Source organism: Marinobacter goseongensis (assembly GCF_023156235.1).
Classification (GTDB): Bacteria; Pseudomonadota; Gammaproteobacteria; order Pseudomonadales; family Oleiphilaceae; genus Marinobacter; species Marinobacter goseongensis.
In genome coordinates this window covers 160,788-178,425 of sequence record NZ_JAKZAI010000008.1, presented here as the reverse complement: position 1 = coordinate 178,425, position 17,638 = coordinate 160,788, and the positions used below count along the sequence as shown (strand labels likewise).

Below are 17,638 nucleotides of genomic sequence, written 5' to 3'. Positions count from 1 at the left end.
GACAATCAGCTGTTTCCCGCCACTTCCGCCCCTGTGCGAAATGCAAACCGGGGTGGGCAGATCTGATGACGGAGTCGAACAGAGCTCAGCACAGTGACGCTGTGACGACGGCGTGGCAGTTCACCGAACAGGTTCCCCACGGCAGGGATCTGGGTATGCAGGTTGTCTCTGTGAACGGAAACCAGGTCTGCATGCGCCTGACCCCACAGCCGTGGATGTTCGCCGAAGAGGATACAAAAGAAATCTGCACCAGCGTGCTCTACTCGCTGGCCGACTCCGCCGGAGGCTTGGCGGTATTCGCGGGGGCCCTGGAGTTGATGCCCATTGCCACGCTGGATCTGCGCATGGATTATCTGCGGCCCGCCATCGGCGACCGTGCCCTCTTGGCGGTGGCCACCTGTCGTCATTTAACGGACGAGGTCGCGTTCATCCATTGCGACATCCTCAGCGAGAGCGATAGTGCACTGTTAGCGACGGCAAACGCCACCTTCATGCGCAACACCCAGGGCCAGCGATTCCAGGCCGGTGGACGAAAAAAGGAGGGCGCATGAGCACGACTGGCGATTCGGCACAACCCATCTCAGGCCCTACCGAAAGCGGGAAAGAATGTTCCGACTGGCAGGCTCTGCTGGAGCGCATTCCCTACGCACGGCACCTTGGGCTTGAGGTTCAACGCGACGATGTAGGTCTAGTGGTTCATATGCCGTGTCGTGAAGCGCTCATTGGCAACTTTATGCTACCCGCCCTCCATGGCGGCGTGCTTGGCGCCCTGATCGAACTCACCGCGCGGGTCGCTGCGCAAAGCCAGGATACCGACAAACGTTGCCCACGCATTCTCGACAGCCACATTAACTACCTCCGTTCCGCGCAGGCCCGATCGACGTTCGCCAGCGCCGAAATTGTTCGACAAGGCAGGCGGAGCAGCCTGGTCCGGGTGACCTGCTGGCAGGGCGATAAGCGCAAACCGATCGCCAGCGGTCAGGTTCAGTTGTTGCTCCCGACAGTGGCGGCCAAAGAAGCAGATCTTCATGAACAATAAGCACAACAACCCTGAACGCGACCAATTCCAGGCGCCGGATGGCGCGGAGATCGCACTGTGGCGCTGGCCGCAATCCAAAGCGCGCCCCACGGTGCACTGGGCGCATGCAACGGGTTTCCATGGCCGCCTGTACCGCCCCCTCCTTGATGGGCTTGCCACGGACGTCAATGTCCTGGCCTGGGACATGCGGGGGCACGGGGCCAGCGCCGGTGCGGCGAACTTTTCGACATTCCGGGGCTGGGAAACCTACTATCGCGACATGACCGCTCTGCTGGGTAGCCTGGACGAGCCGGTCTGGCTCGCCGGCCATTCTATCGGTGCCACCACCAGCATCATGGCCGCTGCCCGACGGCCAGACAAAGTGCTGGGCCTGATTCTGGCGGAACCGGTGATCATGGATCCGGGGCAGGGCCTGAAGTTGTGGCTGGCCAAGCTGCTACGCCAGTCACATCGGTTGTCACTGGCCGCCGGAGCCGCACGTCGGCGCCGGGTATTCGACTCGCACGCTGCTGCGCTGGACAACTATCGGGGCCGCGGTGGCTTCAAGACCTGGCCCGATGCATGGCTGGAGGCCTACATCCAACACGCTTTTCTGCCGCAGGACGATCAAGTTCGCCTGGCGTGTGCGCCGGAGTGGGAGAGCACCACCTTTGCCCATACCGAACACAACCCCTGGCCCGGTATTCGTCAGTTGCGGTGCCCGGTTATCGCGCTGGCGGCGGAACGCGGGTCAACCTTCTCGCCGGCGGCGCAAAAACGTCTGCAGACCTTGTTGCCCTCGGCTGACGTGAGGGTTCTTGAGGGTACGACTCATTTTCTGCCCATGGAACAGAAGGAAGCCGTTCGCGATGCCATCCTGCAACTTGCTTTGTCCAGACACCGCGAGAACTGATACCCACACCTTGATTTTGCCAATCGGGACACCTGCCATGCGCTGTATGCTGACACTGTTTATCTCGCTGCTCATTCTGTCTGGTTGTCAGCAGTCTTCGGAACCGCCCCCAGAGGCCCGCGCCCCTATCCCCTGGGTAAAAACAGTTGAACTAAAGGACGCCGGCCCAACAACGCACAGATTTTCAGGAACCCTGCGAGGCCGCCACGAAGTTCCTCAGGCCTTTCAGATCGCCGGTCGGATTCAACATCGTTACATTGATGCCGGTCAACGCGTGGAAAAAGGCGACTTACTGTTCAAACTCGATACACGAGACCTTGTAGCAACGGCGGAGGGAGCCGCCGCGGATCTGAAGCGTGCAGAAGCGGCCCTGGCAATTACCACCAATGAGCTCCAGCGCCAACAGCAACTTGTGGGGCGTCAGTTTGTCAGCGAACAAACCCTGCAACGCCTTGAATTGGCAGAGCGTGAGGCGCGCAGCCAGGTGCAAACGGCTTCTGCACGCAATCAGCAGGCTCAGAATGCCCTGGGGTATGCGGAACTGAAAGCCGCCCATGCAGGCGTGGTCACTGAGGTCATCGTTGAACCCGGCCAGGTTGTGGGTGTCGGTCAAACCCTTGCCGTTCTGGCCGAAGATCAATCGCTGGAAGTCGAGGTTTTTTTGCCAGAGGGCAGTAGCCCGCCCAGGCGCGGTTATGTTCCTTTACCCAATGGCGAACAGCTTGCTGTGAGCCTGAGAGAGATTGCCGGGGCTGCCGACCCGGCAAGCCGGAGCTGGCGTGCCCGATACAGCCTGGAGGGGCCCTACCCCTCATCTTTAACCCTGGGTTCGGTGGTGAGTGTCCAGTTAGCACAGAAGCAAACCGCGCCCAGCCATCGCGTACCGCTGGGTGCCCTCGATGAGAGAGGGCAAACGCCGCAGGTCTGGTTGGTCTCCGATGGCACGGTGAAGCCCCTTGCGGTCGAGGTGATCGATCTGGGTGAAGAGTATGCGCAGATCAAGGCCGATATCAACGCGGGAACGCCCATCGTCGCGTTGGGGACACACCTGCTCACGCCTGGCATGGCGGTGCGGGAGCTGGCTCAATGAGCTTACCGAATCTTTCCGCGCTGGCAGTGCGCGAGCGTTCGGTCACCCTCTTTTTTCTTTTGCTGTCCGTTGTTGCCGGTTTCTACGCGTTCTCCTCCCTTGGTAGGGCGGAAGACCCTGCGTTCACCGTCCGGGCGATGGTGGTTTCTGTCGTCTGGCCAGGAGCAACCCCTGAGGTGCTGCAGAATCAGGTCGTGGATCGTCTGGAAAAGCGAGTTCAGGAGGTGGCGTATACCGATACCATTGAAACAACCATCCGGCCCGGGCAGGCCGCCATGGTTATCCGATTCCAGGATTCTACGCCCAGCGAAAAAGTGCCGGACCTCTTCTATCAAGTCCGCAAACGCATGCTCGATGAGAGGCCCAATCTGCCCCGGGGTGTGATCGACCCCATCGTCAACGATGATTTCGCGGATGTGTATTTCTCCCTGCTGGCGCTGACGGCACCCGGGATGCCAATGCGTGAACTGACCCGAGAGGCAGAATCGATACGGGATCGCTTGCAACGGCTGCCCGGCTTGCAAAAAGCACAGCTCCTGGCGGAGCGTCCTGAGCGGGTGTATCTCGAATTTGATCAGGACCGGCTCAACAACCTCGGTTTGTCGGCAGAAGAGGTGTTGCAGGCGATAGAGGCCAACAACCGTCTTCAGCCTCTTGGCTTTGTTGATCTTGCCGGCCCGCGGGTTTATGTCCGCAGCAACATCGACCTGTCTGACCTTGAGCGCCTCACCTCAGTACCTCTGCGTATCGGAGACCAGCTTATCACCGTGTCTGATCTGGCCGAGGTGCGTTTAGGTTATGAAGATCCTTTGAGCTACATCGTCCGCTCCAACGGTGAGGATGCGATCCTGTTAGGTGTCGTCATGCGCGCGGGTGAAAATGGCCTGGAGTTTGGTGAGCGGCTGCGCGAGTTTGTCAGTGCCGAACAGGGCAGGCTGCCGCTGGGAATGTCAATACAGACCCTGACCGATCAGGCGGAAGCCATCACTCAGGCGGTTGATCTTTTTCAGGTCAAGTTTCTGGTTGCGTTGGTCGTGGTGATGGGGGTTAGCATACTGGCGATCGGTCTGCGCGCGGGTTTGGTGGTGGGCATTGCGATTCCTGTGACCCTCGGCCTGACTTTCTTGTTGATGAAAATGGCGGGCATAAACCTGGACCGCATCACCCTGGGTGCGTTGATTATCGCACTGGGTCTGTTAGTGGACGATGCGATCATCGCCATTGAAATGATGATTGTGAAGATGGAGAGCGGCTGGGACCGGGTACGGGCAGCCAGTCATGCCTGGAGCGTAACAGCCGCGCCCATGCTGTTTGGAACGCTGGTGACGGTGGCCGGATTTGTTCCCATCGGATTTGCCCAGTCCGGAGTGGGAGAATACACCGGCAACATCTTCTGGGTGCTCGCTTTTTCGTTGTTGATTTCCTGGGTGGTGGCGGTAACTTTTACGCCTTATCTGGGCGTCAAGCTCTTGCCCGATTACACCGGGCATACGGGCCAGGACCTCTACCAAAGCGCGTTTTATCAGCGGTTGCGTAGAGTGATCACAGCGTGTGTACAGTACCGGAAAACCGTCGTTTTTATCACAGTGGGTTTGCTGGCGATCAGTGCTTTCGGGATGGCAACCCAGGTGCAGAAGCAATTTTTCCCCAGTTCTGATCGCCCCGAAGTTCTGATCAGTGTCTACGCTCCGCAGGGGAGCGCTATTGCCACCACGGATCAAAGTGTCAGACGCCTGGAAGCGATTCTGATGGACATGCCGGAGGTGAAAAGCCTTTCCGCTTACATCGGTGCCGGTGCACCCCGATTCTTCGTATCGGCCAACCCCGAGCAGCCGGACCCGGCATTTGCCAAGTTGATTGCCATTGGGCAGGACGTTGAAGGGCGCGATCGCATCATCTCGGCGCTGGAAACCAGAATCGCGGCGGGTGAATTTCCGGAGGCACGAGTGCGGGTGACGCGTTTGCTGTACGGTCCCCCGGTGGTCTGGCCGGTCAGTTTTCGTGTGCTGGGTCCGGAATCCGATCAACTCAGAGAGATCGCGCACCAGATCCGCACTCTCATGACCGGGCATCCGAATATCGTCATGCCGCATCTCGAATGGGATGAGCGTGTGCCCACTCTCTATCTTGATATGGACCCGGAAAACCTGGGTTGGATGGGCCTGACCCCGGCGGAAGTTGCCCGGCAACTGCAGTTCCAACTCCGCGGAGTGGCCGTCACCGAACTGCGCCAGGGCATAAGGAGCGTTCAACTGGTGGCGCGTAATGCCCGTGGCGAAGTGATCATGCCGGAAGATCTTGAGATCAAAACCCGCGACGGCCGCAAACTTTCCGTACAGCAACTGGGCAAGTGGCAGGTTCGTTACGAGGACCCCGTCATAAAGCGTTACAACCGTGACCCCTTCCTGGCCGTTCAGGCCGATGTAGAAGGTGCCCAGCCACCGGATGTTACCAAGGAGATATGGAGTGCGATGACGGGCCTGCGCGAACAGTTGCCGGAGGGTTACCGTATTGAAATCGGCGGTACGGTGGAACAATCAGCCAAAGCCAATGCTTCAATCCAGACATTACAACCGGTGATGTTGGCGTTGATGCTGATCTTTATCATGCTTCAGATGCGTTCCTTTATCGGCACATTGACTGTTCTTGCCACCGCGCCACTGGGTCTGATCGGGGCTGTGCTGGCTTTGCTGCTGTTTAATCAACCCTTTGGCTTTACCGCGCTGCTGGGGCTGATTGGCCTGGGCGGCATCCTGATGCGAAATACCATGATTCTGACGCAGCAGGTGCAGGACAACTTCAAAGCAAGGATGGCTGCCCGGGAAGCCGTTGTCGAGGCGGCAGTCCAGCGTGCCCGACCCGTGGTACTCACCGCCCTGGCGGCCGTTCTGGCGTTTGTTCCTCTGACCTTTGACCTGTTCTGGGGGCCGCTGGCTTATGTCCTTATCGGTGGCGTGGCGGTCGGCACTCTGATCACGCTATTGTTTGTGCCGGCGCTTTATGCTCTTTGGTTTCGCTTACAGATGGAAGATTGAGGTAGGTTTGAATGAGCGCCAATTTTGTTAGCAATTACATTTCACTTAAGTCTTCCAGGAAGGTGATTGAGTTCTGAAATAACCCTTAGACACGACCTGTTTTGCCGCCAACACCAGAACCGGTAAAGTCAGGTGTTGAAGCAGCCAGGAGAGTCGTCGAAGTGGCCAGTAGGCACGGACGTCTAAGTTTTGACAGCATTAACGGTTTTTCCAGCATAGCGGCTGCGCCGTCGGGGCGCAGCACGATGTGAAGGTTGGGTTGGGTTGGGTCGGTTTTGGAATCAGGACTCGGTAGAGTTTCGGTACCCGGCCATCATTGCCATCATCCAGCCCGGGTACTCCTCGGGCAGGCGGCTGACTTCATCCAGGGCTATCAGTTCATCGTCGGACAAGCGGATTTGGGCCGCGCGGATATTGTCCCTGAGCTGCTCGGGCCGCTTGGCGCCAACGATGATGCTGGTCACAGGCTTCTGGTGTAGCAGCCATGACAGGGCAATCTGTGCCACATTGACCGGTTCGCCGTCGATCTGTTTGCCATCGGCAATCTCCCGCATAACCTTGATGACTTCGCTGCCCCGCTCGCGGTTGACGGGTGGAAAGTCAAACTTGGCGCGCCGGTTTTCTTCGGAAACGTCCGGCCCCTCGTATTTACCGGACAGGTAACCCCCGGCCAGTGGGCTCCACACCATCAGACCAACGTTCTCAGATTTCAGCATCGGAATAATATCCCGCTCCAGATCGCGACCTACGAGGGTGTAGTAGGCTTGCATGGATATGATCGGGCACAGGTTGCGGGCCCGGGTGATGCCGATGGCTTTCATCACTTGCCAGGCGGCCCAGTTGGACAGGCCCACGTAACGCACATGGCCTTGCTGCACCAGGGTGTTCAGTGCCTCCAGAGTTTCCTCGATCGGCGTGGCCGGGTCAAAACCGTGGATCTGGTACAGGTCAATATAATCCGTTTGCAGGCGCGCCAGGCTCGCCTTGCATTCGCTCATTATATGGCCGCGGGAAGCACCACGGGCATTGGGGCTTGCGCCCATGGGGCCGAGCACCTTGGTCGCCAGCACCACATCTTCGCGGCGAACGCCGAGATTCTTCAGGGACTGGCCGACGATGCGCTCACTGGCGCCGAAACCATAGATGTTGGCGGTATCGATAAAGTTGACCCCCGCCTCCAGGGCGATCTTCACGAGTTCGTCGGCCTGTTCCTGCTGCAACTGGCCGATCAGGCCCCAGATGTCCTCATCGCCGCCGAAGGTCATGGTGCCCAGGCACAGTTCGGATACGAACAGCCCCGAGTTGCCCAGCGACTTGTAGCCTGGACGATTGTCTCCATCGAACAGTGGTAAACTCTCAGTTGCCATGTTGCACCTCATCATGCTTTTCGGTTGGTGTTCCAGAATTCACTGTAAATACTGCCGGTTTCGGTTTGTTTGCACTCGCTTGTGTTACTGGGTGAAGATGGCCTTGTAGAAACGCATGGTGCCATCCCAGGAACGGCTGGCAGCCTCTTCATCATAACCAACCGGCATGCCGAACTCCTCGGCGATCTTGTCGGCGCCTGGGTTGGTGAATGAGTGCAGTACTCCGGGAAAGCTCACCAGTGTCAGGTCGACTTCGGCATCCTGCATCTCCTTGACCAGGCCCGCGACCTGATCCGAGGGGACCAGCTTGTCGGCACCGCCGGTGTACACCTGGATCCTGGCTTTCACGGACTCGGGTTCAGCCGTGAGGGGGCTGCCGAGCGCGCCGTGGAAGCTGACAACGCCGTCCAGATCGACGCCCATGCGCGCCATGTTGAGAACCACGGCGCCGCCAAAACAATAACCCTGTGCCGCAATTCGGGACGCATCAACACTTTCGTGGTTCTTCAGGATGTCCATCGCCTTCATGAAGCGCGCCTTGACCTGACTCATGTCCCGAGTGGCTTCCTGCATGAACTTCTGGGCGGTATCGGGATGGTCGGCTTGTTTGCCAGAGCCATACATATCCAGCGCAAACGCCGTATAGCCGGCCGAGGCAAGTCGTTCTGCCTGATTCCGGGCAAATTCATTGTGCCCCCACCATTCATGGACCACCAGAACCCCCGGACGCTTTTGCCCGAATTCATCATCCCAGGCCATGTAGCCGGTGAAGGTCTCGTCGCCGACTTGATACTCGATGGTTCTGGTTTGCGTTTCTGCCAGTACCTGCGTACTTGCAACAGTGAGTGACAGCGTGGCTGCTGCCAGTGCTGTTTTCAGGGTGCTCATCATCTGTTTGCTCCTTTTCGCTCGTTATGAGTCAATTTGCGTAGCGATTCTGTACATCAAAGCGCGATTCCTGTCCCGTCGTTACTGGCAGCGGGCGCGCAGCAGTCGCGTTGCGGCATCAAACACGGCGAGGTCTTCTTCGGTGCGCGCGGCAAGGTGGGCCCCTTCCAGCATCGCCAGGGTCGCCTGCGCTTCATCGGCGGGACCCAGGATGGCCGAGACGGATCCATCCCTTTGTCCCAGTTCAAACGTTGCCGTAATCCACTGCAGAACCATTGCGCGAACGGCGCCGACTCTGGCAATAACGGTGTCGGACAGGCTTTCGCGGCAGGTCGAAAAGGCAACGCACAGACACACGGTCTGGCCATCATGCAACGCCCCGCGGTACAGGGCAATGAGTGCCTTGAGGCGCGCGCCAGCGCTGGCATGGGCTGCGTCTATCTCGGTCAGACCCTGCTGCAGACTGGTCTGATAGCGCTCGATCAAGGCTTCGGAGAGCTTCGCCTTGGTGGGGAAATGATAATGGATCGAGGCCTTTCGAATGCCGATGGCCTCGGCCAGATCCGCGTAGCTGAACCCGTCAAAGCCCCGTGACCGGACGGTGTGCTCGGCAAGATCCATCAGGGCTGTTCTGGTATCACGGTTCATGGTTGTTCACCTGTCTGCCTTTTCAATCCCGCTATTGCCGGGCTTATACCCTCGGTGCCCCGGCAAATCGCAGGTGCCCCGTTTTCATCCAGATCTTGGCGCCGTCGTCCCCGGCCGTCACGGACAACCTGTGTCCTTCAGGGAGGCGCAGCCAGTCATGCCTGGCCAGCACCTCGCCATCCCTGATAGCCGAACCTTCGACCACCAGCAGTTCGATTCCGCCGGGCGCCTCAGAGGTCAGTGTCGCCCCCGCATCGAGCTGGCTGTAGGTCACGATCTCACGATCGTCCTCATGCAGCTTTGCGGTGGCAACGCCGCCCACTGGGGCGCCCAGCTCGGCCTCCATATTCTTGCTGAACTGGGTGCGGTCGGCCAGGTCGAACTGCCACAGTTTCACAAATATCGTACAGCCCGTTTCAGAGCCCGGAATATGTGACGTGGTTGGGGGGTTGCGCACGTAGGTGCCAGCAGGGAAGTCACCGTGCTCGTCCTGGAACACGCCATCGAGTACGATGAATTCTTCTCCACCGGTATGGGTATGCGCCGAGAAATGACTGCCCGGCGCATAACGCACGATGGTCGTGGCGCGGGCAACTTCGTCCCCGATCCGGTCCAGCATGCGCCGCTCCACCCCTTTCATGGGCGAGGGCTGCCATTCAATCTGGTCGGAATGCATAACCACCGGTTTGGAGAAATCTGCATTAATCTCCATGATATTCCTCCCTTTTGTGCCCTTCATGTTTTCAGCGCTTGCATTAAATCCGAAGGTTTCGGATTACCCGGCAATTGAAGGACGGGCTGCGACTTTTGCGCGCCAGGCCTGGAGATTGGTCAGAGACTCGGGAATGTCAACCTTCGCGAAATCCGCAAACCCCAGGCCGGCAAAGGCGGTGATGTCTGCGACCGAGAAGCTGTCGCCTGCGAGAAACTCGTTGTCCGCCAGAACGCTGTCAAGGTAGGCCATGGTTGCGCTGGCAATTTCTTTCTGTTTATTACCCCACTCAGCGCATTGCCAGGTTTCCAGATCCGGACCAAGCCCCGGGGTCGCGTGGTGGAAATAGGCACCCACGGCGTTCATCAGACCGTTTTCTGCCCGCAGATTCATCATTGCGATACGGGCACGCTCCGCTGGGGTTGTACCCATAAGGGACGGACCATCAAAGACGCCGTCGATATATTCGGTGATGGCATTGCACTGGGCGATGCAGGTGCCGTCGTCAAGTTCCAGCATGGGCACGGTGGCATCCGGGTTTTTCGTCTTGAACGCCTCGGAACGGTGCTCGCCGCCCATGACATCGACCGGGACGAATTCCACCTGGTTTGTTGCGCCTTTTTCTGCCAGAGCGATGCGAACGCGGAGCGGGTTCGGGAAGCCTTCGATATCGTAGATTTTCATTGATTGCCTCTGTTGGTCATTAAACATGCGCCAATTAATCTACCTATTAGTAGGTAGATGTGCAAGAGGCAATTTGATTGTTCTGCTTTTCTTTGCGCTGTTGACAAGACATTCCAAACGCCAAGAACAGCCCGGGCCTTCTTGCAGTACATAGCCAAACCAAAAAGCCAGCTTCTCAGTTAGACGATTTGATAAATATCGAAGTGTTTTTGTTGAAAGAAGCGTGTGCGAAAGAGCAGCCGTGAATGTTCGCTTATGTTTAACAGCAGGAACAAGCGCCACCACATCCCGTAAGCAACGGTCAAAACCGACCTTTCTATATTGCCCAAGAAACTGACAGTGTTCCAAAGCTGAAGTTGTCTTTATGGCGCTCGTCTTCGCTGGTCGAGGCACGCAATGTGACCGCGGCCAGCAGGTGATCCCACTGCCAGGTAGCACCCAGACCAAGCTGACCAATCAGCGGCCCTTTGTCGAAACGGTAAGCCCCGGCATTGTCATCGATGTAGGAATAGCCTACATACTCCAGCCCCAGCCCCACATATACTGACCAGCTACTGCCTGAATCCTTGAACGAGCCCGGCAAAGCGATGGTTGAGGATGTACCAGCGTAGTCCGGCACAAAATTTATAGGAAGGTGTCTGCCAAGCTGCCAGACCAACCCGGTTTTAGCGGAAGTCCGAAAACTCGACAGTAGTCCGGATCCAACCACCGACACACGCTGTTCAATGTTGCCGCCCTGCCCGAGTTGCAGGAGTTTTCGGCCATGCGCAGCCTGTATGCCACCCACCACATCGGTTCCAAGCTGATTCCCCCACCCTTGCGGCTTGTCGCTTCCAGTGGCTTCGTGCACCCATTTCTGAACCGACTCGGCACCGCTTTCGGGCCCAATAACGCCAATGTGAGCACCAAAGCCGGTAATCGTATCGGCGTTCCAGCTCCAGAGAGTGCCGCTGAGCGACAGGTGGCCGGCATAGGGAATGTCGTCGAACTGCGGACCTTCAACCGTAATATCTTCAGGCGTAACCATGAATTGCCGCAAACTCAGGCTTACCGCCTGCTTTGAATCAGCAGTTCCAATACCTGGCAGAAAGCGCAGCTCATCACGCAGAATCCGGGCAAATCTTGCCGACTTTCCATCGTTCTCGTCAGCGGTGTCCGTCAGATACGAAAAGCGTACCCCGTTTGTATAGCCGCGATCGGTTCCGGTAAGCAGGTCGTTATCCCAGGACAGGTTCACGACTTCAGCCTTCAGGCTGGTTGGGAAAACACTAATGACGAAAAACAGCAGGAGGGCACATCCGCAGCGACAACTCAAATCCAGTCTCTCCGGTTGATACAAGAGTTAACAAGCATGGCCTATGTCGAGTCATACCGTTACAACGGCCACTCAATCAGATGTGCAGACTAAGTCGCTTTCCCTCGCTTTTCTAGCTCCCTCCCATCGACGCAGTCAGCTTTCCGGATTAACGTGCCGCCGGACGAGATAAGAACACCCGATTACTTGGAAAAGTTCAGCTGTAGTCAATCGACCTGACAGGTACTGGCTCTTTAGCTATTGGTAGTCTGAACGCTACACTAATCGCCCCGAGTGTCAGCTATGTGGTTGCCGAATCCCCCCGTTACTCTTGATAACCTCTGATGCGGCCAACCTTGACTGTTAACGAGTGCCGATGGGTGATACTCTCTCGCAAAATATAGCTTTCTACAGGCGGACTCTCGGACTACCCCGCTCGACAACTGTCCAATTTCGGACAGTTAAAACCAGACATTTTTTCTGAGCTTGAAGTTCGCATAGTAAACTGTGAAACTGGAAAATAAGCAGTTGGAGCAGCGGTCATTCTGTCCTGTTAGAGCCATCTCTAACCTGACAAGTGTGTGCCCAAACCTGGGATAAATCGTGTAACTAGCGGTGTTAAAAGAATTTTTTTGAGCTTCCGCCCGACCTGCAAGTTACTGACGAACAACGATTTAGACCCACCGACCTCACTCCAAACCGCCCCCAATCGGCGCCCTCCGGAGGCAGAGGTCAGAGGTTCGAATCCTCTCGGGCGCGCCATATATATGAAGGACTTGCGTGGAAACGCAGGTCCTTTTTTTATTGCAGAGTAAGCAACCATCCGCTCCACCTGGTTCGGGCAATCAGATCGCCATACTGGTTGGTACGGTCAGCGCTTTGTTTTCGTCACCACCACGAGAAGCCAAGCGGCGCTCTGCCAACAAAAATACCCGGTCATTGCGCACCAAGTAGGCAAACCCTTGGCGACGCCAACTCGACACACACCAATGCACTTGGTCGTTGAGATTATTGCCCTCAGGCATCCAAAGCGTCCGGGCTAGCTGCATTTCGCCAGACAAGATGGCAGCAAGCTCTGATCGATTAAGCCCTTCCCTGCTGAACACGGCCAGCTTGCCATCAACTTTAACGAGGACTCGAATCTCGTAGTTTTCATCCTTGTCTACTGCCTGGAAGATAAGGGGCGCATCGTCTTGGTGTTCTCTCATTGTTTCGGTTAAACACTCGTTGAATGAAAAAAATGAATCTCGGCTTTGGGGTCAAGGCACCAAATTCCGCACGACACAAACAGTGAGCAATACGAGGCGCGATAAAGAACTGCCCAGGCTCGGTGTCATTATCATCGGCATAACCCGACAAGCGTGATCGCCACCCAGGATTGTCCGCACAAGGTGTGACCGTATTTGCCGGATGAGCGCATGGGTACCCACAGACAGTGGTGTGCAACACTCAATAAACAGAACCGATTAAACCGCCGTTGCAAACTTGACTGCAATCTGAGACCCGATGCGAACAAGATGCATCCACAGCCGTAGATAGAGTGGCTTACTCAATGACGATCGCTGCTTGGCGTCGTCTCTGTGGTGGACCTCCTCTAATCGACAATATTCAAACCCAGCCAACACTTCCCTCTCCGGCTCTCGCATAACGTGAGGCATGAGGACATTGATCTGGTCCCGATAGTGCTCATCCACAAACGTCTCAACTGCTTCAATCGTCGCGAAGACGGCCTGGTTTCCAACGAGCGCCGGGAGCCAACCTGTCAAAAATCCTGCAAATCGCCAAAGCGGTAGCAACAAGCTCGGACGATAACAACACTGCAGGTCGTCAAAAAACGTTAGATGCTCGGTTTCTGACCTGAGATGAGCCACCGCAAACTGATGCAATTCTGCGTCAGGGCGCGTCGCCAGAATGCCTCGGTAAATCCAACAGGCGCCAGTCTCGCCGGCATGGCTGCACCTCAGCTCTCGCTGAAATCGGACGCTCACTCCGGTGGTTTCGAGGTGCCTAAGGTGAGTTTTATCAAGCATTAACTCTGACACTCACCGCTCCTCACTTACTGCTGATACAAATAACGACAGGGCTAATCCCGTCATCCGGGTATTCGGTGATCTAAAAGAGCGACCACAACAAAAACCTCCGTCTCACTGAGTCCATGTCTGTGTCTGAATGCGTCGAGCAAGTCGGCGGTTGTTTCCTCTCGGAGCCGTCTCTCGTAGTGGTGAATATGGAGATTCTGAAGAGCAGAGAGGCTCCGCGCCGACAACAGCACGGTGATCACCGACGCTAATAGCAAAAGTGTTGCTGCTGAGAATGCGAAAGGCGCGTCAATCAGGAAGTTGACGTCACTGTATGCGTACACCAACACGCAAGGCACCGCGACCAATCCCACTATCACGCCGAGCCATTTCATACCTGTTGCCCGAATCAGCCGCTGATCCTGGAAATCTCGCAAGCGCGGGAAGGAGCGTTCAGAGGTGTGATCTCGATGGTCCATTGCTTGGCACGACCCAGACAGCTGATACAGTAACCAATACGACCGCTGACCAATTCTGGGTTAGCACTTTTCGGATCAATCGCTGACATGCTTCTGCCGGATTTCCGCATTACCGACCAGTGCTTTCGCACCACAGTGAGCCGCTCAGTATTAGTCAGGTTTGGCTCAATACCCCTGTCCACTTAACGAAAAAAAGCCGCGCTCGGGGGCGCGGCAATTAGAGAACAATCCAGACGTTTAGCACGAATCAAACAACATTACGCTTTCGGCAGTCTGGCGGATCAAAAATGCACCATCACAATGGCCCACTTTTTCATCATGAGCCGCACTCGTGGTAGTTGAGGCGAAAACTGCTCGTCGTATACAGTCCATATCATCGAAATAATGGAAAGCCTTAAACAGCTCGCCCAGCTCAAAGCACCGGCCCTCATCAAGCCTCGCTAACTACACTTCACAAAAATTGGGCCGGACGTAAGTCCGTTTCAAGTTAGGGCGAAACAAAAAAACCCTGCAAATAGGCAGGGCTTTTTTGAGTATAGCTGGAAACGACTCCACGTAGGTGTGAAGACGAATCGCTATATGGGCGTTTTAGGCAGCTTTCTTCAGCTTCTTCTTGAGGCCCTTCAGCTTACCCTCATGCTTAGCAATCTTTTCTTTGCGAGTTTTGATTGCTTTTTTGAGGCTGGTTACTTTCTTTGAAGTTTTCTTAGCCATGTCTTCACTCCTAGTGTGATGCTTGAGTTAAGCGGTCTCAGTCATCGTTATGAGTGCGGATGAAATTGCGAATGAACTTTCTCAACTCTCTGGCTGCGCTTGTATCCAGATCTTCGCACAGGGAGATGAATTCGCCCCGCTCCAAACTGTTAATCCGAATGAGTAGCTGTGAATCTTTTTTGCCCGCTTTCTTCTTTCGGGACTTCAACGGCTTTTCGGAAACACCTTCGTCTGCCATGGAAAATCCAATTCGCTGAGAACCAATTTAAGTATATACACTGTATATCGTAATGATATCGTTTTAGCCAATCGAATATCAAATCCACATAAGTATGACCTATCACAACTCACAGACACGAGGACCTAATGTCACCACTTCCTCAAATGCATCAGGTGACAGATGCCCACACCCAATTGGCAGCGTGACATTCGAATGGCCAAAGACCTGTATACATCCCTAATTCAGTTGCTCTGCTGATTGGAGTTTTCCGCCCGGTGAGTCCGATCGAAGCGCTCAACATACGAAATCTGAGTTGGTATGCCCGGCTTGATGAATACCTGCCAAGCATCGTACTACTCTGCGCGATCTGCCAAGTCAATCGAGATGAATTCCGGACCGTAATCCATGCGGAGTTTTGCGAGGTAACCGTGCCAAGCGATGATGTATTCGCGAACCGGTGTGCCCCCTCGTCGCTGCATTTTTCTGGCTCAAAACGCTGACATACCAGGGTTTCCAGCCACCGATGGGCCAAAACTCTGGGATAAGGTCAACCAATTGGTCATTCTCTTGCAATAAAACCATCACTTTACTGACTCCCAATGCGAGGAACATCAGACTCATCATCAATAAGTTGGAGTCAGCAAATGATTCATAAGTCTGTCTGGTTACTACTTCCTCTCGTAGCCTTGGTCGGCTGCAACAACGATAGCGACGATAACAGCAACACATCGGCTGCGCCGCTGAGCCTGAACATCCTTCACATCAACGATCACCACTCTCATTTGGAGGGCGACTCGCAGTCGCTGACAATTGCCGGACAGGACACTGAGTTTTCCGCCGGCGGGTTCCCCCGTGTTGCCGCCAAGATTGCCGAACGGGAGTCGGCACTGGAAAACGTACTGAAGTTGCACGCGGGTGACGCGATCACGGGTACGCTTTATTTCACCGCTTATGAGGGTGAGGCAGATGCAGAATTGATGAACCTCGTCTGTTTTGATGCGTTTGCTCTGGGCAATCACGAGTTTGACCGAGGTGATGAAGGTCTGAGAAAGTTCCTTGAATTCCTCGCCAATGGAAGCTGCCAAACTCCAGTATTGGCCGCCAACGTGGTCCCTGAGGTGGGCACCCCCCTCGCACCGACCGCTGTCGATGATTTCATTAAGCCATTCATCGTAAAAGAGGTAGCGGGCCAAAAAGTGGGTATTGTAGGCATCGACATTGGCAACAAAACCCGAAACAGCTCCAGCCCGTTGGCCAGTACCCAGTTCCTCGATGAAACCGAAACTGCCCAGTCAGCAATCAATGAACTGGAGGCAGCCGGAGTGAATAAAATCATTCTGCTTACGCATTATCAATATGAGAATGATCTGGCTCTGGCAGAAGCGCTGTCTGGTGTGGATGTGATCATTGGCGGCGACTCTCACACTCTGCTTGGTGATTTTTCCAGTTTCGGTCTGACATCCGCTGGTCCTTTCCCAACCGAGCGCACCAATGCAGACGGCGACAAAGTGTGTATAGCGCAGGCGTGGCAGTATTCTCAAGTCGTTGGCGAACTTAATATTCAGTGGAATGCTGAGGGCGTTGTAGAATCCTGCTCTGGTGTTCCGCACCTTTTATTAAGTGACGATATTATCCGCGAGGACGACCAAGGCAACGAATATTCGCCTCAGGGTACCGAGCGCCGGGAAATCCTGAATGCAATCGATGCCGCACCGCAATTAAGTATAGTGACCGAAGACCCCACAGTGGCTGGTGCACTGGCGAACTACACTCAGCAACTCGATACTTTCCGTAATGAAGTGGTCGGCACCGCTACAGAGGACCTCTGTCTCGAGCGTATCCCCGGCGAAGGCCGCAGCAACCTTCCAAGCTGTGATGGAAACACCGCAGAGCGTAGCGGTGACATTGCAAATATTGTTGCTCAGGCATTCCTGTTCCTCAGCAAGAACGCCGACGTTTCAATACAGAACGCTGGCGGAGTCCGTACCGACATTGAGGCCGGCGACATCACCATCGGTGATGCCTACACGTTGCTGCCGTTTGCGAACACGCTGGTAGACCTGACCATGACCGGAGCAGAAATTCGCCAGGTGTTGAATGAAGCCGTAACTTTCGCACATGCGCCAGACGGGTCCACAGGTGCTTATCCATATGCCGCCGGCCTTCGATGGGATGTGGACATGACCCGCAGCGACGGAAATCAGTTGTTCAACATTGAGGTCAGAGGCCGGAGTGAAACCCAGTGGCGCGCACTGACGGAGACCGAATCCTTGAATGTAGTGACCAATAGTTTTACCGGGGGCGGTCGAGATGGCTACATTACGTTTGGGACAGTAACGGAAGACGGTCGTTCGGTAGACACCTTTTTGGATTATGCCCAGTCCTTCGTAGACTACGTCAGAGCACAAACCACCATCAGCAAGCCGGCACTGGAAGACTACTCAACCCAGTCTTACATTCCGCCTGCCAAGTAATACTTCGACATAACACAATATTTACTAGCCGGCCCACAAGGTCATGGGTCGGCTCCTCGCTCAGCGTAACAGCGCAGGCCTTTT

16 protein-coding genes and 1 pseudogene are annotated in these 17,638 nt (G+C 55.7%); 6 read left to right on the top strand and 11 right to left on the bottom strand.

Annotated elements, in window-relative coordinates; all coding sequences use genetic code 11:
* The first annotated feature begins 65 nt into the window (after positions 1 to 65).
* From MLC70_RS09525 to MLC70_RS09505, 5 genes are read left to right on the top strand one after another with little or no spacing between them, the layout of a single operon-like run.
* Positions 66 to 551 (top strand): PaaI family thioesterase, encoded by a 486-nt coding sequence (locus MLC70_RS09525; RefSeq protein ID WP_014422288.1) that lies wholly within the window; start codon positions 66 to 68, stop codon positions 549 to 551.
* Positions 548 to 1,039: a PaaI family thioesterase gene (locus MLC70_RS09520; protein ID WP_014422287.1), complete on the top strand. Its 492-nt coding sequence runs from the start codon at positions 548 to 550 to the stop codon at positions 1,037 to 1,039. The genes MLC70_RS09525 and MLC70_RS09520 overlap by 4 nt, the downstream gene beginning before the upstream one ends.
* On the top strand, positions 1,029 to 1,931 hold the full coding sequence (locus tag MLC70_RS09515) for an alpha/beta fold hydrolase (protein ID WP_014422286.1): 903 nt from the start codon (positions 1,029 to 1,031) through the stop codon (positions 1,929 to 1,931). Before MLC70_RS09520 ends, MLC70_RS09515 begins: the two co-directional genes overlap by 11 nt.
* Entirely contained in the window at positions 1,888 to 3,021 is a 1,134-nt protein-coding gene (locus MLC70_RS09510; protein ID WP_345799546.1) for an efflux RND transporter periplasmic adaptor subunit, read from the top strand. Before MLC70_RS09515 ends, MLC70_RS09510 begins: the two co-directional genes overlap by 44 nt.
* A complete protein-coding gene (locus MLC70_RS09505; RefSeq protein WP_248183378.1) occupies positions 3,018 to 6,056 on the top strand; it encodes an efflux RND transporter permease subunit in 3,039 nt (1,012 codons plus the stop codon). Before MLC70_RS09510 ends, MLC70_RS09505 begins: the two co-directional genes overlap by 4 nt.
* Positions 6,057 to 6,337: 281 nt before the next feature.
* Here the strand turns inward: MLC70_RS09505 and MLC70_RS09500 are convergent, their stop codons facing one another.
* From MLC70_RS09500 to MLC70_RS09455, 11 genes and pseudogenes are all read right to left on the bottom strand, one after another.
* A complete protein-coding gene (locus MLC70_RS09500) occupies positions 6,338 to 7,423 on the bottom strand; it encodes an aldo/keto reductase (protein WP_058091238.1) in 1,086 nt (361 codons plus the stop codon).
* 84 nt (positions 7,424 to 7,507) lie between these two features.
* The gene (locus MLC70_RS09495) at positions 7,508 to 8,314 is read right to left on the bottom strand and encodes a dienelactone hydrolase family protein (RefSeq protein ID WP_008170335.1); all 807 of its coding nucleotides are present in this window, start codon (positions 8,312 to 8,314) and stop codon (positions 7,508 to 7,510) included.
* A gap of 78 nt (positions 8,315 to 8,392) precedes the next feature.
* Complete coding sequence (locus tag MLC70_RS09490; protein ID WP_008170337.1) at positions 8,393 to 8,959, bottom strand: TetR/AcrR family transcriptional regulator; 567 nt, start codon at positions 8,957 to 8,959, stop codon at positions 8,393 to 8,395.
* 43 nt (positions 8,960 to 9,002) lie between these two features.
* Positions 9,003 to 9,671 carry a cupin domain-containing protein gene (locus MLC70_RS09485; RefSeq protein WP_008170339.1) on the bottom strand — a complete coding sequence of 223 codons (669 nt, stop codon included), beginning with the start codon at positions 9,669 to 9,671 and terminating at the stop codon, positions 9,003 to 9,005.
* Between the two features lie 63 nt (positions 9,672 to 9,734).
* Entirely contained in the window at positions 9,735 to 10,355 is a 621-nt protein-coding gene (locus tag MLC70_RS09480) for a glutathione S-transferase family protein (RefSeq protein ID WP_041654905.1), read from the bottom strand.
* A gap of 316 nt (positions 10,356 to 10,671) precedes the next feature.
* Positions 10,672 to 11,670, bottom strand: coding sequence for a lipid A deacylase LpxR family protein (locus MLC70_RS09475; protein WP_058091237.1), 999 nt, complete (start codon positions 11,668 to 11,670; stop codon positions 10,672 to 10,674).
* A gap of 824 nt (positions 11,671 to 12,494) precedes the next feature.
* Positions 12,495 to 12,857, bottom strand: a complete 363-nt coding sequence (locus tag MLC70_RS09470; protein WP_248183376.1) for a hypothetical protein — start codon at positions 12,855 to 12,857, stop codon at positions 12,495 to 12,497.
* Positions 12,858 to 13,115: 258 nt separating this feature from the next.
* Complete coding sequence (locus MLC70_RS09465; protein WP_248183392.1) at positions 13,116 to 13,679, bottom strand: demethoxyubiquinone hydroxylase family protein; 564 nt, start codon at positions 13,677 to 13,679, stop codon at positions 13,116 to 13,118.
* A gap of 1,055 nt (positions 13,680 to 14,734) precedes the next feature.
* Positions 14,735 to 14,860 carry a hypothetical protein gene (locus MLC70_RS18560; protein ID WP_282448398.1) on the bottom strand — a complete coding sequence of 42 codons (126 nt, stop codon included), beginning with the start codon at positions 14,858 to 14,860 and terminating at the stop codon, positions 14,735 to 14,737.
* 37 nt (positions 14,861 to 14,897) lie between these two features.
* Complete coding sequence (locus MLC70_RS09460; protein ID WP_248183374.1) at positions 14,898 to 15,098, bottom strand: hypothetical protein; 201 nt, start codon at positions 15,096 to 15,098, stop codon at positions 14,898 to 14,900.
* A 248-nt stretch (positions 15,099 to 15,346) separates the two neighbouring features.
* Positions 15,347 to 15,535 (bottom strand): annotated as a pseudogene (locus MLC70_RS09455) (IS3 family transposase); the annotation flags it as partial.
* 189 nt (positions 15,536 to 15,724) lie between these two features.
* Between MLC70_RS09455 and nadN the strand changes: the two are divergent.
* Positions 15,725 to 17,554 (top strand): NAD nucleotidase, encoded by a 1,830-nt coding sequence (gene nadN / locus MLC70_RS09450; RefSeq protein ID WP_248183372.1) that lies wholly within the window; start codon positions 15,725 to 15,727, stop codon positions 17,552 to 17,554.
* The last annotated feature ends 84 nt before the right edge of the window (positions 17,555 to 17,638 follow it).

What these genes read in the sequence shown, in the direction of transcription:
- MLC70_RS09525 (WP_014422288.1), top strand. Translation starts at nt 66, where the DNA reads ATGACGGAGTCGAACAGAGCTCAGCACAGTGACGCTGTGACGACGGCG.
- MLC70_RS09520 (WP_014422287.1), top strand. Translation starts at nt 548, where the DNA reads ATGAGCACGACTGGCGATTCGGCACAACCCATCTCAGGCCCTACCGAA.
- MLC70_RS09515 (WP_014422286.1), top strand. Translation starts at nt 1,029, where the DNA reads ATGAACAATAAGCACAACAACCCTGAACGCGACCAATTCCAGGCGCCG.
- MLC70_RS09510 (WP_345799546.1), top strand. Translation starts at nt 1,888, where the DNA reads ATGCCATCCTGCAACTTGCTTTGTCCAGACACCGCGAGAACTGATACC.
- MLC70_RS09505 (WP_248183378.1), top strand. Translation starts at nt 3,018, where the DNA reads ATGAGCTTACCGAATCTTTCCGCGCTGGCAGTGCGCGAGCGTTCGGTC.
- MLC70_RS09500 (WP_058091238.1), bottom strand. Translation starts at nt 7,423, where the DNA reads ATGGCAACTGAGAGTTTACCACTGTTCGATGGAGACAATCGTCCAGGC.
- MLC70_RS09495 (WP_008170335.1), bottom strand. Translation starts at nt 8,314, where the DNA reads ATGATGAGCACCCTGAAAACAGCACTGGCAGCAGCCACGCTGTCACTC.
- MLC70_RS09490 (WP_008170337.1), bottom strand. Translation starts at nt 8,959, where the DNA reads ATGAACCGTGATACCAGAACAGCCCTGATGGATCTTGCCGAGCACACC.
- MLC70_RS09485 (WP_008170339.1), bottom strand. Translation starts at nt 9,671, where the DNA reads ATGGAGATTAATGCAGATTTCTCCAAACCGGTGGTTATGCATTCCGAC.
- MLC70_RS09480 (WP_041654905.1), bottom strand. Translation starts at nt 10,355, where the DNA reads ATGAAAATCTACGATATCGAAGGCTTCCCGAACCCGCTCCGCGTTCGC.
- MLC70_RS09470 (WP_248183376.1), bottom strand. Translation starts at nt 12,857, where the DNA reads ATGAGAGAACACCAAGACGATGCGCCCCTTATCTTCCAGGCAGTAGAC.
- MLC70_RS09465 (WP_248183392.1), bottom strand. Translation starts at nt 13,679, where the DNA reads ATGCTTGATAAAACTCACCTTAGGCACCTCGAAACCACCGGAGTGAGC.
- MLC70_RS18560 (WP_282448398.1), bottom strand. Translation starts at nt 14,860, where the DNA reads ATGGCTAAGAAAACTTCAAAGAAAGTAACCAGCCTCAAAAAAGCAATC.
- MLC70_RS09460 (WP_248183374.1), bottom strand. Translation starts at nt 15,098, where the DNA reads ATGGCAGACGAAGGTGTTTCCGAAAAGCCGTTGAAGTCCCGAAAGAAG.
- nadN (WP_248183372.1), top strand. Translation starts at nt 15,725, where the DNA reads ATGATTCATAAGTCTGTCTGGTTACTACTTCCTCTCGTAGCCTTGGTC.